The organism is Streptomyces odonnellii (assembly GCF_000981895.1).
Lineage (GTDB): Bacteria > Actinomycetota > Actinomycetes > Streptomycetales > Streptomycetaceae > Streptomyces > Streptomyces odonnellii.
This window is the reverse complement of the sequence record NZ_LATD01000040.1, coordinates 13,335-28,318: the sequence shown is the minus strand read 5'-3', so window position 1 is coordinate 28,318 and position 14,984 is coordinate 13,335. Positions and strand designations below refer to the sequence as shown.

The following is a 14,984-nucleotide window of genomic DNA, read 5'->3' as shown; positions in this document are numbered from 1 at the left end:
GCCCCGGCCCGGCCCGATGCCCGCCCCCGACGCGGACCCGGCACCCTGACCCCGCGCCAAGAACGCACGGGGTTCCTAGGTCGAAGGGCCTCTTTCGGGGAAGATCTGGCTCTAGGGCGACAGGCCCTGGGCCCCGCAGCACCCGGATCAGAAGTGGAAGAGTCGTAGCTATGCAGGTCTGGCCGGGACAGACGTATCCCCTCGGCGCCACGTACGACGGCGCCGGCACCAACTTCGCGGTCTACTCAGAGGTCGCGCACCGGATCGAGTTGTGCCTGCTGCACGACGACGGTTCAGAGACGGCGGTGGAGCTGCGCGAGACGGACGCTTTTGTGCGGCATGCCTATCTGCCGGGCATCATGCCAGGTCAGCGCTATGGCTTCCGGGTCCATGGACCGTACGAACCGGAGCGCGGACACCGCTGCAACGCCGCCAAACTGCTCCTCGATCCGTACGCGCGTGCGATCAGCGGCAGTATCGAGTGGGGCGAGTCGGTGTACGGCTACCACTTCGGCAAGCCGGACTCCCGCAATGACATGGACTCGGCACCGCACACGATGACCTCGGTGGTCGTCAATCCGTACTTCGACTGGGGCGACGACCGGCTGCCGCGTACGGACTACCACCGTACGGTGCTGTACGAGGCCCATGTGAAGGGCCTGACCATGCTCCATCCGGAGCTGCCGGACGAACTGCGCGGCACCTACGCGGGGCTGGCCCATCCGGCGGTGATCGAACATCTCACCGAGCTGGGGGTCACCGCACTGGAGCTGATGCCCGTACACCAGTTCGTCAACGATCACCGGCTGGTGGACTCCGGACTGAGCAATTACTGGGGCTACAACACGATCGGGTTCTTCGCCCCGCACAACGCCTACGCCTCGTGGGGCGACCGGGGCGAACAGGTCCTGGAGTTCAAGCAGGCCGTACGGGCGCTGCACCGGGCCGGGATCGAGGTCATCCTCGACGTGGTCTACAACCACACGGCGGAGGGCAACCACCTCGGTCCGACGCTCTCCTTCCGGGGCCTGGACAACGCGCAGTACTACCGCCTCGGTGAGAACGCGCGCTACTACACGGACACCACCGGCACCGGGAACTCCCTGCTGATGCGGAGCCCGCATGTCCTTCAGCTCATCATGGACTCGCTGCGCTACTGGGTGACCGAGATGCATGTGGACGGCTTCCGCTTCGATCTCGCGGCGACCCTGGCCCGCCAGTTCCACGAGGTGGACCGGCTGTCGTCGTTCTTCGACCTGGTGCAGCAGGACCCGGTGGTCAGCCAGGTGAAGCTGATCGCCGAACCCTGGGACGTGGGCGAGGGCGGCTATCAGGTGGGGAACTTCCCGCCGCTGTGGACCGAGTGGAACGGCAAGTACCGCGACACCGTACGGGACCTGTGGCGGGGCGAGCCCAGGACCCTGGCGGAGTTCGCGTCCCGGCTGACCGGCTCGTCGGATCTGTACCAGGACGACGGGCGCCGGCCGCTGGCCTCGATCAACTTCACCACCTGCCACGACGGCTTCACGCTGCGCGATCTCGTCTCGTACAACGAGAAGCACAACGAGGCCAACGGCGAGTCGAACCGGGACGGCGAGAGCCACAACCGGTCCTGGAACTGCGGGGTCGAGGGCGAGACCGACGATCCCGCGATCAACGAGCTGCGCGACCGTCAGATGCGCAACTTCATCGCCACGCTGATGCTCTCGCAGGGCGTGCCGATGCTCAGTCACGGCGACGAGTTCGCCCGTACGCAGGGCGGCAACAACAACGCGTACTGCCAGGACAACGAGGTCTCCTGGGTCCGCTGGCCCGAGCCGGGCGAGAAGGACGGCACGGGGATGCTGGAGTTCACCCGGGCGATGGTGTGGCTGCGGCGCGACCATCCGGTGTTCCGGCGGCGGCGCTTCTTCCACGGCCGGCCGGTGGAGGGCACGCACGACGATCTGTCGGACATCTCGTGGTTCACGCCGGAGGGCGAGGAGATGAAGCAGCAGGACTGGCAGGCAGCGCACGCGCAGGCCATGACGGTCTTCCTGAACGGCAACGCCATCTCGGAGCCGGGTCCGCGCGGCGAGCGGATCTCGGACGACTCGTTCCTGCTGATGTTCAACGCGAGCGCCGAGAAGCTGGAGTTCGTGGTGCCGCTCAACCACGGCAGGCACTGGCGGATCATGGTGGACACGGCCCGCCCCGAGGGGGTGGCTCCGGGTCAGGGCGAGAAGGTCGACGGCGGCGAGCGGATCACCATGCCGGGCCGGAGCATGACGGTACTGATGCGTCCGGCGTAGTGCCTGTCCTTCGGATCGGGGCCTGATTCCCGCCCGGATCGGGCCCGGTACCCACCCGGATCGGGCCCCGGTTCCCGCCTGCGCGGGAGGGGCCTTGCGGCGGATCCCCGGCGCGCCCGCTCGTACCCGGGCGGGACCGTACGCCGGGTGGCGGATGACACAGAAGCCGCCCGGCTGGGTACGTACGATCGTATGACGCCCACCGCTACCTACCGGCTCCAGCTCCAGCCGGACTTCCCCTTCTCGGCGGCAGAGAGCGCGGTGCCGTATCTCGCCGCGCTCGGGGTCTCGCATCTGCATCTCTCGCCGGTCCTGGAGGCCGTGCCGGGGTCGGCCCACGGCTATGACGTCGTCGACCACTCCGCCGTACGGGCCGAGCTGGGCGGCGAGGAGGGGCTGCGGCGGCTGGCCGCCACCGCCGGGGAGCACGGCCTCGGGATCGTCCTGGACATCGTGCCCAACCACATGGCCGCCGCGCCCGTCCACAACCGGGCCCTGTGGGAGGTGCTGCGCGAGGGGCGCGACTCGCCGTACGCCCGCTGGTTCGACATCGACTGGGACGCGGGCGGCGGCAAGCTGCTGCTGCCGGTGCTGCCGGCCCCGGTCGGGGACGAGCTGGGCGCGCTGCGCGTCGAGGGCGGGGTGCTCAGGCACGGCGACGCCCGCTTTCCGCTCGCGCCCGGCACCGAGCACCTGCCGCTGCCGGAGCTGCTGGACGCGCAGCACTACCGGCCGGCCTGGTGGCGGCTGGCCCGTACCGAACTCAACTACCGCCGCTTCTTCAGCATCTCCGAGCTGATCGGCCTGCGGGTCGAGGACCCCGAGGTCTTCGCCGCCACCCACGCCAAGATCCTTGAGCTGGTACGGGACGGGGTCGTCGAGGGTCTGCGGATCGACCACCCGGACGGGCTCGCCGACCCTGAGGAGTATCTGCGCCGGCTGAACGAGGCGACGGCCGCGACGGGCCGGAGCTGCTGGACGGTGGTGGAGAAGATCCTCGCCGACGACGAACGGCTGCCCGCCGGCTGGCCGGTCGCCGGCACCACCGGCTACGACGCGCTGCGCCATGTCGACGGGGTCTTCACGGACCCGGCGGGCGCGGCGGCGCTGGAGCGGCACTACCGCCAGGTGGCGGGCCCCATCGGCGACCGCGGCGGCTACTGGGAGGGGACGGTCCGCAGGGCCGCCTACAAGGTCGTCCTCCATGAGCTGGCGGCCGAGGTCTCCCATCTGCTGCGCACGGCGCGCCGGATCTGCGACGCCGATCCGGCTCTGCGCGACCACGCGCCCTGGGCGCTGCGTACGGCGATCCAGGAGCTGCTCGTACGGGTGCCCGTCTACCGGCCCTATACGACGGCGGGCGGGCCGTGCTCGGAGGCGGCGGAGGCGGCGCTCCCGGCGGAGGCGGTCCGGCAGGCGAAGGCCGCGTTCGCGGTGGAGCAGGAGGCGGCGGCCGTGGACACGGTGCGGGAGCTGGCGCTCGGCAGGCTCGGCGGCGGCCCGGACCACGTCGCGTTCTGCGCCCGCTTCGCCCAGACGGCGTCCGCGCTGCGCGCCAAGTCCGTGGAGGACACGGCGTTCTACCGCTATGTGCCGCTGATCTCGGCGAACGAGGTGGGCGGTGATCCCGGCAGGCCCGCGGTGAGTCCGGAGCGCTTTCACACGTACTGCGAGCGGCTGGCGCGCGACTGGCCCGCCACCGGTACGGTCCTGACCACGCACGACACCAAGCGCAGCGCGGATGTACGGGCCGGGATCGCGGTGCTGTCCCAGTGCCCGCGCCGCTGGGCCGCGCTGCTGGAGCGGGTCTCGGGGGCGGCCGGGGCGGCGGCGCCGGATCCGCAGTTCGCGTGGCAGGCGTGGCAGACGGCGGTGGGCTTCACGCCTCCGGAGGACGCCGGCCCTCCGGAGGGGGCGCGGATGGTGCCCGCGCTGCTCAAGTCCGTACGGGAAGCGGGCCTGCACACAAGCTGGACCGACCCCGATCCGCTGTACGAGCAGGCGGTGACGGCCTTCGCCGAGGCGGGCCCGGCCGGGCCCGCGCGCAAGGCGGTCGCGGAGTTCCGTCGCGCGCTCGACCCGTACGTACGGGCGGGGGCGCTGGGCGCGGCGCTGGTGCATCTGACCATGCCGGGGGTGCCCGATCTCTACCAGGGCACGGAGCGCTCGTACTTCGCACTGGTGGACCCGGACAACCGCCGGCCCTTCAGCGCCGGGCCGCCCGACGAGAAGACCGCGGTGACGGCGGCGGCGCTGCGGCTGCGGCGCGAGCGGCCGTCGGTGTTCGGCGAGTCGGGCACATACACGCCCCTGCACGCGAACGGCCCGGCCGCCGCCCACTGTCTGGCCTTCTGCCGCTCGGGCGAGGCGGTCACGGCCGTCACCCGGCTGCCGCTGCGGCTGACCGAGTCGGGCGGCTGGGCGGGTACGGAACTGACACTGCCGGAGGGCCACTGGACGGACCTGCTGGCGTCCCCGGCACGGGAGTTCGAGGGCGGCACCCCGATCGACCTGACGGCGCTGTTCGCGGCCCGCCCGGTGGCCTTGCTGAGCCGCCGGATCTGACGGCTGCGCCGAAACCGCGCTACCAACTCATGTCAGCCGAGCGCTCACCGAGCAGACCTCGCAGAAGGGTTTCGCGCTCCGTCTCCTCATGCGCGTTCCAATACTTGGCGTGACGCCACCGATCGTGGTCGTACTCCTCGTGCCACTGCCACGGCGACACCAGAGCCCACAAGGGGTGTGTCGCGAGGGCGCTCGGCGGCGCGGCGCGGGATGTGCGTGGGCAGGGCGGCCCGGCAGAGGCGTACCGCGCCGGGGGCGGCCGTGTGGTCAGTTTGCCGCCAGGCGGAAGCCCATTTGGCCGAAGCTCACCAGGTCCCCGTCGTGCACCACCGCCGTCGCCGTCACCCGCCGTCCGTTCACGGTCGTGCCATTCGTCGAGCCCAGGTCGCGCAGCACCCACACTCCGCCCTGCATGCTCAGTTCCGCGTGCAGCCGCGAGACCGTGTCGTGGCTGAGCCGCAGCCCGTTCATCGGATCGCGTCCGATACGGAGGGGGTACGGGCCCGGCTGGGGCAGCAGCAGTTTCGGCAGCCGCTCCGCCTGCCAGGCCCTGCGCAGCCGTACGGAGAACGCGGACACCCGGCTCACCGTGCCGAACAGCCGCCGTGACCAGGGCCCTTCGGCCGTCGGCTCCAAGTCCGCGGTGAGCGGCCGCAGTTCATCGGCCCTGCGGGCCGCCAGCGCGAGATCCATCCGGCGCAGAAAGGTGTCGTGCGACAGCATCCCCTTCGCCACACCCTCCCGCAGCACCGCGAGGACACGGTCACGCTCGGCGTCGGAGAGCCGCGCGGGATACGTGTGGAACTCGAAGGAGGACGTCACACAGGTGATTGTCCGTCGGACGGCCCTGAGGTGTCCAGACACTACGGACGCACCGGGGCCGGCCGTTACGACCGTTACGGACGGCGGACAGAGAGCCGTTGGCGGCCTGCCCTGTCCGCCCTCGCGTCCGTCGTTCGGGGCGGCTCCGGGAATTTCCGGGCGCAAGCCGTTTACAGCGCGGCCCACCGGCGCTACGTTCCGGATTGGGAGCGCTCCCAATCGCTCAACCACTTGTCATGATCACGCTGAAGGGACTCGCGCCATGACTCGCCCACCCCTGTGGTTGTTACATCCCCGCAGAGCCGTTCTCCTCGCCCTGCTCGCCGTTCTTCCCGCCCTTCTGCTGGTCGTCGGCAGCGGCGGGACCTCCACCGCCCATGGCACCCCCATGAAGCCGGCCAGCCGTACGTTCATGTGCTGGCGTGACGGCCTGACCAGCACCGGTGAGATCAAGCCCGTCAACCCGGCCTGCAAGGCGGCCGTCGCGGAGAGCGGTACGACCCCGCTCTACAACTGGTTCTCGGTGCTGCGCTCCGACGGCGCCGGGCGCACCAAGGGCTTCATCCCGGACGGACAGCTCTGCAGCGGCGGCAACACGACCTTCTCCGGTTTCAACAAGCCGCGGAACGACTGGCCGCTCACACACCTGACCTCCGGCGCCTCGCTCGACTTCTCGTACAACGCCTGGGCGGCGCACCCCGGTTGGTTCTATGTGTACGTCACCAAGAACGGCTTCGACCCCACCAAGACCTTCACCTGGGACGACCTGGAGTCGACGCCCTTCCTGACCGTCGACCACCCGCAGGTGACCGGTTCCGTCGGCACCGTCGAGGGCGCGTACAAGTGGCGGGGCACCCTGCCCAGCGGCAAGTCCGGCCGCCACATCATCTACATGGTGTGGCAGCGCTCCGACAGCCAGGAGACCTTCTACAGCTGCTCGGACGTGGTCTTCGACGGCGGCAACGGCGAGGTGACCGGTGTCGGCGACCCCGGCACCACGGACCCGACCGACCCGACGGATCCGCCCACCGACCCACCGACCGACCCCACCGCCACCTGCACCGCGACCCGGACCACCACCGGCTCCTGGGCCGGCGGCTACCAGGCCGAGGTCACGGTGAAGAACACCAGCACCCATCCGATCCTGGGCTGGATGGTCGAGTTCGCCCTGCCGTCCGGACAGAAGGTCGACAACCTGTGGAACGGCAGTGCCACGTACGGAGGACAGGAGGTCATGGTCCACAACACCGACTGGAACGGCTCGCTCGCGGCCGGTGCCTCCACGACCTTCGGCTATGTCGCCTCGGGAGGACCGCCGGACACGGCCACCACGCCACCCTGCTCGGTCCACTGACCCGGCCGCTGTCCGGTCCGCGCGAAGCGCACGGCATGTACGACAGGGTCGGGGCGCGCGGATGACTCGTACGCGCTGACCCCGTCCGTACGCCCGCACGGCCCACGCTCCGGCCCGGCTCGCCGCTCTCACCCCACCCCGTGCGGCGGGCCGGGTCCCTTGCGACCATGGGGTGACGGCCGAGCATCACCAGGCCGACGTCCGCCGAACGACTGCCGCAGACAAGGGGAAACCGCTCGTGCGCTTCGAAGTGTGGGCACCGGAGGCCAGGGACCGGGTCACCCTCCATCTGGAGGACATGGGGCGGGACCACATGGGGCCCGAAGACATGTCGTCGGCGCACATGGCTCCGGACCACATGGCGCGGGAAGACATGGGGCCCGCAGACGTGAGGCCCACGGGCATGGGGCAGGAAGACATGTCCCCCGACGACATGCCGCCGACGTACACCCGGCTGCCCATGGACCGCGTCCCCGGCCGGGACGGCTGGTGGGCCACCGAGGCGCCCGCCGCCGACGGCACCCGCTACGGCTTCGCCCTCGACGACGGCCCCGTACTCCCCGATCCCCGCTCCCGCCGCCAGCCGGACGGACCGGACGGACCCAGCGCCGTCGTCGACCAGGCGGCATACCGGTGGCGCACCGACTGGCGGGGACGCGATCTGCCCGGCGCGGTCCTGTACGAGCTGCACATCGGCACCTTCACCCGCGAGGGCACCTTCGACGCGGCGGCGGAGCTGCTGGCGCCGCTGGCCGAGCTGGGGATCACCCACGTCGAGGTGATGCCGGTGTGCCCGTTCCCGGGAACCCATGGCTGGGGGTACGAAGGGGTCTCGCCCTGGGCGGTGCACGAACCGTACGGCGGGCCCGAGGCGTTCAAGCGCTTTGTCGACACCGCGCACGGCCTGGGGCTCGGTGTCGTCCTCGATGTGGTGCACAACCACCTCGGCCCGTCCGGCAACCATCTCCCGGGCTTCGGCCCGTACTTCACCGACACCCACCGCACGCCCTGGGGCGCCGCCGTCAACCTCGACGCCCCCGGCTCCGACGAGGTACGGGCGTATCTCCTCGGCAGCGCCCTGGCCTGGCTGCGGGACTTCCGGCTGGACGGGCTGCGGCTGGACGCCGTGCACGCCCTCGCCGACCGGCGCGCGCTGACCTTCCTCGAAGAGCTGTCGGCGGCGGTCGACACGCTCTCCGCCGAGCTGGGCAGGCCGCTGTTCCTGATCGCCGAGTCGGACCTCGGCGATCCCCGTACCACCACGCCCCGCGCGGACGGCGGCCTCGGGCTGCACGCCCAGTGGAACGACGACTTCCACCATGCCCTGCACACCGCGCTCACCGGTGAATCCCAGGGCTACTACGCCGACTTCGCGCGCGAGCCGCTCGCCGCGCTCGCCAAGACCCTCACCCGGGTCTTCTTCCACGACGGCACGTATTCGAGCTTCCGCGGCCGTACGCACGGCCGCCCCCTCGACCGTACGAGAACGCCCGCGCACCGCTTCCTCTGTTACGCCCAGACCCATGACCAGATCGGCAACCGCGCGCTCGGCGACCGGCTCTCCGCCACCCTCTCCCCCGGTCTGCTCGCCTGTGCCGCGCTGCTCGTACTGACCGCGCCCTGCACCCCGATGCTGTTCATGGGCGAGGAGTGGGGCGCGGCCACGCCCTGGCAGTTCTTCACGGACCACTCGGACCCGGTGCTCGCCGAGGCGGTACGGACGGGCCGCCGCCGGGAGTTCGCGGCGCACGGCTGGGCGGCGGAGGAGATCCCGGACCCGCAGGACCCGGCGACCCGGGAACGGTCCTGTCTGGACCGCTCGGAGACCGGCAAGGAGCCGCACGCGCGGCTGCTGGCCTGGCACCGCGAGCTGATCGCCCTGCGCCACGGCCAGCCGGACCTCTCCGACCCGGATCTCGCGGCGGCGAAGGTGGCGTACGACGAGGAGGAACGCTGGCTGGCGTACCGCAGAGGCGATCTGCGGATCGCGGTCAACCTCTCCGGCGAGCCCGCGCTGATCCCGCTGGGCGGCGGCAGGAACCGGGGCGGCGGCCGGGTACTCGCCGCCTGGGAGCCGGTCGCGCCGCCGGACGCGGACGGGATGCTGCGCCTGCCGCCGGAGTCGGGCGTGGTGCTGGCCGACGACTGAGCCGGGACCCCTCAGTCCGTGTCCGGTGGGTCCCGTTCCAGCAGACGTTCCAGCAGCGCCTGGAAGTCCTCGCCCACCACGATCCGCAGCCCCTCGCCGTCCTCGTCCTCGTCGCTGAGCTGGGTGAGCGTGCCGCCGCGCCACCAGTAGACGTACGGGCTGATGGCGCCCGGGGTGTCCTCGTACCCCGAGGCGGCGAAGGAGGCCATGGCGTTCAGGGACGGGATCATGGTGCGGTCGCGGATGACATGGAAGGCGAGCTGGTGCCGGAAGGGCATCGCGACCAGCGCGCCCTCCGGCGGGATCAGCCGGCCCGTGACCTGCGGGACCACCGTCTCCAGGGCCAGCACCCTGCTCGCGGTGTAGAAGGAGTCGCCGAGGACCACTTCGAAGCGGGTGCCGTCCGAGTCCTTGATGGTCTCGCGGCCCTCGACCGGCAGTTCACGCAGATTGCGCAGGGCCCGCTCGCGCAGGTGCCGGGTCTCGCCCAGCGGCTCCAGCGCCTCGTCGGTGAGCATCATGACGCTCTCGGGCAGGTCGAGCGCGAGCACCTCGTACAGCCCGGGGGCGACCGAGCGGGCATAGCCGAAGGTCTGCGGATCGAGACCGTCCTCGCTGATCACCCGGGGGTAGAGCTGCGAGCGGATCTGCTCCGGCGCCAGGGTGTCCAGGGCGGAGGGGGAGTCCATGGTGCGCAGCACCATGCCGACATGACGGCGCACCAGCTCGCCCCAGACGCGCGGGCCGCGGTCGTCGTTGTGACAGACGGCCGCGAGATTGCCGAGACCGAACTGCCGGCCGGCGCTGTCGGTCACCCTGTCCGGGTAGAGCGTGACCTCCAGACCGCGTTCCGCGAAGGCCTCCCGGACCTGGCTGCGGAACCGCGCGGCCTCGTCGACCGAGAAGAAGGAGAAGGCGGGGTCCCTAGGCGTCGTGTCGCGACCGTCACGCTTCGGCCCTCGTCGGAACAGCCCCACGCCATCGCCTCCGCTCATCCCAGGCCGGCGCTCGCCGCGCCGGCGCCATCGGGTCCGTCCCGGCCGCCATGCGTCCGTGTCCGTTCCATTCCATGGATCACCGCCGCACCGGGCCGCACCAGGCCACACCGGTGATCCGTACCTCCGATGCTAATGCGGTGAGGGTGCTGGTTCGCCGGGTGCCCGCGACTGCCGGGCCGGCTGCGCCGTGTCCGCGAAGCGCTGGACGGGCCGGCCGGGCCCGCCGGGAGCCCTACAGGCCCACGGCCACCACGAAGTCCGCGCGGGACCGGCCGCGGTCCACCAGGCGGGCGTTGGGCTCGTCGGAGTCGGCGACCCAGCGCTCGGCGTACGGGCGGTCCTTGCCGTGGTGCACGTGCCGGTCCACCAGCCGGGCGACCCGGACCGCCGGGTCGAGGTCCAGGTACCAGACCTCGTCCAGGAGGGTACGGACCGGGGCCCAGGGGCCTTCGTCGTGCAGCAGATAGTTGCCTTCCGTGATCACGAGCGGGATCCCGGGCGGTACGGCGATGCTGCCCGCCACCGGCTCCTCCAGCGAGCGGTCGAAGGCGGGCGCGTACACGACGGTGCCGGGTTCGGGGGCGCGCAGCCGGCCGAGCAGGGCGGTGTAGCCGGCCGCGTCGAAGGTGTCGGGCGCGCCCTTGCGGTGCTCCCGGCCGAGGCGGCGCAGCTCGGCCTGGGCGAGATGGAATCCGTCCATGGGGACGAGTACGGCGAGCCCGTCGAGGCGTTCGACCAAGCGGGCGGCGAGGGTGGACTTGCCCGCACCGGGCGGCCCGGCGATACCGAGGATGCGGCGGCGGCCTGTACCCGACCGGCCGCCGGGACTCGACTCGCCGCCAAAGCCGGATCCGCCGCCGGGGCCCGGCTCCCCGCCGAAGCCCGGCTCGCCACCGAAGCCGGGGCCAGCGCCGAAGTCCGGCCCAGCGCCCGAGTCCGCGCCGCCGTCCGAGTCCGCGAGGCGGCGGGCGCGGGCGGTCAGCTCGGCGATCTGCTGCGCATCCATGGACCGCATTGTTCCATCTTGCCGGGCCGCCGGTCATACGTATAACTTCACCCGTATGTCCTTCATCGCCCTGATCACCCTCGTCGTGGACGACTACGACAAGGCCATCGCCTTCTACACCGGATCCCTCGGCTTCGAGCTCGTCGAGGACACCGACCGAGGCGACGGCTCCCGCTGGGTCGTGGTCAGGCCGCCCGGCTCCACCGGCACCGGTCTGCTCCTGGGCCGCGCCAAGGACGCCGAACAGCGTGCGAGCGTCGGTAAGCAGACCGGCGGGCGGGTCGGTTTCTTCCTGTACACCGAGGACTTCGCCCGCGACCACGCGCGGATGCGGGCGGCGGGGGTCCGCTTCGTCGAGGAGCCCCGCGACGAGCCGTACGGCACGGTCGCGGTCTTCGAGGACCTGTACGGAAACCTCTGGGACCTGCTCCAGCCCGCGTAGGGCGCTAGGGCCTCTCGTTTGGATCTTGCTGGGCTCGCGGGCCCCGGCACCGCGCCTCGCGGCGTTGTCGTCAGTCGCCTACGCTCCGCGTGGGCTCCCTCCTCCGCCTTGCGATCCACGGCACCAGACCCCGCTCCCTGATCCAGCCAGACCCAAACGAAAGACCCTAGGTCCTGTCCGGTCGATCTTCGTGGATCAGACCGCGGCGTCCGGAGGAGGGGGCCCCTCCCGTGCCGTTCAGGCCACGGGGGAGCATCGCAAGGCGGAGGATCGCCCGTGTACTGGACGTACTCGGGCGACTCCGACAACCCAGCCAGGTGCCGTGCCAGGCGTCGCGGGCCCGCGAAGACCGGCCGGACAGGGCCTAGACGGGTACGACGAGCGGGCACGGCCGACGACGGGCGGGCACGGCCGGCGGTGCCGGTACGACGAGCCGCCACGGCGCCCGGGTGCGGGCACGGCGGGCGGATTCCGGGACCGGAACGAATACGTTCCGGGGCCGAGTGGTGCCGGGCGGTGTCGCGCCGGTACGGTCGGGCGCGAGGTCGGGACGGGCTGCTGCCCGGTCCGTACGCCCGCGTGGCCGTCCACGGCCGTCGGGCCGCCTTCGCGCGTCTCGACGAACGCTCCCCCGCTACACCTGGTGGTTCGCTGACATGACGACCGTCGTCCGCCCCCGCTGTACCGGCCGCACCCCGGCGGCGCCGCTGCCCCCACCGGCCGAACGGGCCGCGCCGGGCGGACCGGGACCGAAAGGGGCCGGCGCATGAGCCTGGCGCAGCTTCTCTTCACGTCCGCCGTCCCGGGCGCCGACGGCCCGCCGGCCCTCGGCGGACCGGGCTTCCGCATCACGGCGGTCACGCCCGGTGTCCCTGACTCGTTCCTCAAGGAGGCAGAGCAGCTCCTCGGGTACGAGCCGCCGCCCGGCGCGCCGCTGCGGCCCGCCACCGCCGAACTCGCCGCTTTCCCGCAGTCGTTGAGCCTCAGTGTGCTCTCCGACGGCAGTCGGCTGCTGGCCAGGACGGTCTACGCGGGAGCCGACCACACCGGTGTCTGGGGCACCTTCCACGCCCATGCCGTACAGCTCCCGGGAGAGGCCACGCTCTCCGTCGGCGCGCCGCCCATCAGCACCTGGGGCTCGCCGCAGTGGGCGGCCGGGGCACCGGAGGGCGGCGTGCTCGCGCCGCTGGACCGGCTGCCCTCGTCGCGTGGCTTCGACCGGCGTGAGCTGGTGTCGTTCGCGGCCTCCCGCGCTCCGTGGCTCGCGGGGTTCTTCGCCGCCGTACGCGGGCTCGCCGAGGGGGAGTCCGCCCCTCAGCTCGTGCTCGTGGAGCGGCACAGCGCCGATGTGGCCCGGTGGATCGCACTGGCCTGCGCGGTGCTGCCGGGCCCCGACGCGCACCGGCTGACCTTCACCACGTACACCCGGCACCCCCAGCGCGCCGCGCAGCAGATCATCGGCGTACTGCCGGAGGACACCGCGGAGCTGGCCGGGATCGGCCACCGCTACTTCGTGCTCGACTGCACGGCGCCACGGCCGGCCGGAGCGGCGGCGCCCGCCGTGGACGCCTGGGACGAGACGGCCGCCCAGATCTGGCAGGCCAGGGCCCCTGAGCTGTTCGAGGAGGCGGCGGCGCTGCCGGGCGGCCGGTTCGACCCGGGCCCGCTCGCGGCCGCCGCCCTGTGCGCGGGTATATCCCCGGGCACGAACGGCCGTACGGCGGCGGCCACTTGGGTGTACGAGCACCCGAACGCGCTGGACGGGCAGCGGCTCGAGCGGCTCGTCGAGGCCCTGGCCGCGCCCGCCGCGGACCGCGGCCCGGCCGAAGCGACCGCGCTGGCACAGCTGTTCACCGTGCTCGGCGGCCGGGCTCCGGCCCGTACGACCGCACCGCTCGCGGCGCTCGTCCTGGCCGAGGCCGTGCGTACCCCGGCCGCCGGGCTCGATCTGCCGGCTCTGCACATCGTGTCGCTCCCCGAGGACCTCAAGGCGCGCCTCGCAGGTCAGTTGGAGCCGGAACTCCGCGCGGGCATAGGCGACGGCGAGGGCGCCGACGCGACCTCCCCGGCGGGCACCTCACGGGCGGCGGAGCTGCTGCGCGTCGCCGAACTGCTCGGTGTGGACTGCGCGGACCTGCTGCCCGGCCTCGCACGCCGCCTCTCCCACGCGCTGATCGCCGATCCGGTGGCCGCGTACACCCCGGCCGTACGGACGGCGCTGGAGGAGTACTTCGATCTGCGTACCACGCTGCTGAGCGAACTCGACGCGCTCGCCGCGGCGGATCCGGCCGCCGCCGCCCGGCTGTTCGGCCGTATCGACCTTCCCCTCACGGAAGTCCAGGCGATACCGCATCTGCGGATGTGCGCGGAGGTGGCGGGCCCGAAGGGTCTGGCCGGTACGGTCGGCCCGGCTGTCACGGCGCCGGAGGAGCGGGACCGTATCACCGTCCTGCGCTCCGTGCTGCGGGCCTGCGGGGTCTCGCCGTTCGCCGACCCGTTCGTCCTGCGCACCGCCGTACGGCTGGTCTGGGACGGCGGTGCTCCGGCGCCCGGCGAGGCCCGGCTGATCCTCGCGGAGACCGGCTCGGACGCGCACCGGACCGCCGGGACCTGGCGGGTGCTCGTCAGGGCCGCGCTCGAAGATTCAGGCGACAGCCCCGACTCCCCCGGCCTCGCCCACGATCTGCTGCGCTGCTTCCCCGACGAACTGGAACCGCGGGTACGGGGATCCCTCCAGCTCCTCGAATTCGCGGGGGACCTCACGGCGGGCCGGGCCAAGCCCGGCTGGACCGACCGGGCACTGGCCCTGCGTGCGACGGCGGAACCGGTCGAACCGGGCGTACTTGAGCAGGTGTTCGGCGCCCTCTCGCGGCAACTGCTGTCCGAGAAGCGGCCGGAGGGGGAGCTGTACGCGCTCGTCCACTGCGGCGACCCGGATCTCACCGCCGCGTACCGCAGGGCCGCGCAGGACGACCGGGTGCGCGAACGGCTGCGTACCGTACCGGAGTTCGTGGCGCACTGCTTCACCACCTGGACGGCACTGCCCGGCGCCAACGCGACCTGGGAACAGACCAGGTCGGCGCTGCTCGACAAGGTGCTGCGTCCGGCCGTACGGGGACTCTCCGCGAAGGACATCGCCTCGGTCGAACGGAGCCTGGAGCGTACGGGCGACCGCAAGGCGGAGGAGTTCAAGGCCTGGAACCGCCCGGGCGCCCTGTCCCGGCTGGGCATCCGCTTCCCCGCCCGCACCCGCGAGACCCCCCGCGGAGACAGCGGGAAGAAGGGCGACGGCAAGAAGCAGTAGCCGCACGGTGGAGGCATCGGCCGCCGCGGCAAGACGCCGGGGCGGCCCATGCG

9 protein-coding genes are annotated in these 14,984 nt (G+C 72.2%); 6 read left to right on the top strand and 3 right to left on the bottom strand.

What is annotated here, in order from left to right; genetic code table 11:
• Positions 1-170: 170 nt before the first annotated feature.
• Together glgX and treY are read left to right on the top strand one after the other, a co-directional pair.
• Entirely contained in the window at positions 171-2,291 is a 2,121-nt protein-coding gene (gene glgX / locus WH07_RS06160; protein WP_046496271.1) for a glycogen debranching protein GlgX, read from the top strand.
• Positions 2,292-2,483: 192 nt separating this feature from the next.
• The gene (gene treY / locus WH07_RS06155; RefSeq protein ID WP_046496281.1) at positions 2,484-4,856 is read left to right on the top strand and encodes a malto-oligosyltrehalose synthase; all 2,373 of its coding nucleotides are present in this window, start codon (positions 2,484-2,486) and stop codon (positions 4,854-4,856) included.
• A gap of 267 nt (positions 4,857-5,123) precedes the next feature.
• Here the strand turns inward: treY and WH07_RS06150 are convergent, their stop codons facing one another.
• Entirely contained in the window at positions 5,124-5,678 is a 555-nt protein-coding gene (locus tag WH07_RS06150) for a DUF1707 and FHA domain-containing protein (protein WP_046496268.1), read from the bottom strand.
• 262 nt (positions 5,679-5,940) lie between these two features.
• On the opposite strand from WH07_RS06150, the gene WH07_RS06145 reads away from it, so the two are divergent.
• Complete coding sequence (locus WH07_RS06145; protein ID WP_046496266.1) at positions 5,941-7,032, top strand: lytic polysaccharide monooxygenase; 1,092 nt, start codon at positions 5,941-5,943, stop codon at positions 7,030-7,032.
• A gap of 418 nt (positions 7,033-7,450) precedes the next feature.
• A complete protein-coding gene (gene treZ / locus WH07_RS06140) occupies positions 7,451-9,181 on the top strand; it encodes a malto-oligosyltrehalose trehalohydrolase (protein ID WP_408645807.1) in 1,731 nt (576 codons plus the stop codon).
• 11 nt (positions 9,182-9,192) lie between these two features.
• Here the strand turns inward: treZ and WH07_RS06135 are convergent, their stop codons facing one another.
• Both WH07_RS06135 and WH07_RS06130 read right to left on the bottom strand, forming a co-directional pair.
• The gene (locus tag WH07_RS06135) at positions 9,193-10,158 is read right to left on the bottom strand and encodes a hypothetical protein (RefSeq protein WP_046496265.1); all 966 of its coding nucleotides are present in this window, start codon (positions 10,156-10,158) and stop codon (positions 9,193-9,195) included.
• A gap of 253 nt (positions 10,159-10,411) precedes the next feature.
• Positions 10,412-11,185 carry a nucleoside/nucleotide kinase family protein gene (locus tag WH07_RS06130; protein ID WP_106409514.1) on the bottom strand — a complete coding sequence of 258 codons (774 nt, stop codon included), beginning with the start codon at positions 11,183-11,185 and terminating at the stop codon, positions 10,412-10,414.
• Positions 11,186-11,240: 55 nt separating this feature from the next.
• Between WH07_RS06130 and WH07_RS06125 the strand changes: the two genes are divergently transcribed.
• Together WH07_RS06125 and WH07_RS06120 are read left to right on the top strand one after the other, a co-directional pair.
• On the top strand, positions 11,241-11,627 hold the full coding sequence (locus tag WH07_RS06125) for a VOC family protein (protein ID WP_046496263.1): 387 nt from the start codon (positions 11,241-11,243) through the stop codon (positions 11,625-11,627).
• A gap of 766 nt (positions 11,628-12,393) precedes the next feature.
• Positions 12,394-14,931, top strand: a complete 2,538-nt coding sequence (locus WH07_RS06120) for a GTPase-associated protein 1-related protein (RefSeq protein ID WP_046496261.1) — start codon at positions 12,394-12,396, stop codon at positions 14,929-14,931.
• The last annotated feature ends 53 nt before the right edge of the window (positions 14,932-14,984 follow it).

What these genes read in the sequence shown, in the direction of transcription:
- treY (WP_046496281.1), top strand. Translation starts at nt 2,484, where the DNA reads ATGACGCCCACCGCTACCTACCGGCTCCAGCTCCAGCCGGACTTCCCC.
- WH07_RS06120 (WP_046496261.1), top strand. Translation starts at nt 12,394, where the DNA reads ATGAGCCTGGCGCAGCTTCTCTTCACGTCCGCCGTCCCGGGCGCCGAC.
- WH07_RS06130 (WP_106409514.1), bottom strand. Translation starts at nt 11,185, where the DNA reads ATGGATGCGCAGCAGATCGCCGAGCTGACCGCCCGCGCCCGCCGCCTC.
- WH07_RS06125 (WP_046496263.1), top strand. Translation starts at nt 11,241, where the DNA reads ATGTCCTTCATCGCCCTGATCACCCTCGTCGTGGACGACTACGACAAG.
- WH07_RS06145 (WP_046496266.1), top strand. Translation starts at nt 5,941, where the DNA reads ATGACTCGCCCACCCCTGTGGTTGTTACATCCCCGCAGAGCCGTTCTC.
- treZ (WP_408645807.1), top strand. Translation starts at nt 7,451, where the DNA reads ATGTCCCCCGACGACATGCCGCCGACGTACACCCGGCTGCCCATGGAC.
- glgX (WP_046496271.1), top strand. Translation starts at nt 171, where the DNA reads ATGCAGGTCTGGCCGGGACAGACGTATCCCCTCGGCGCCACGTACGAC.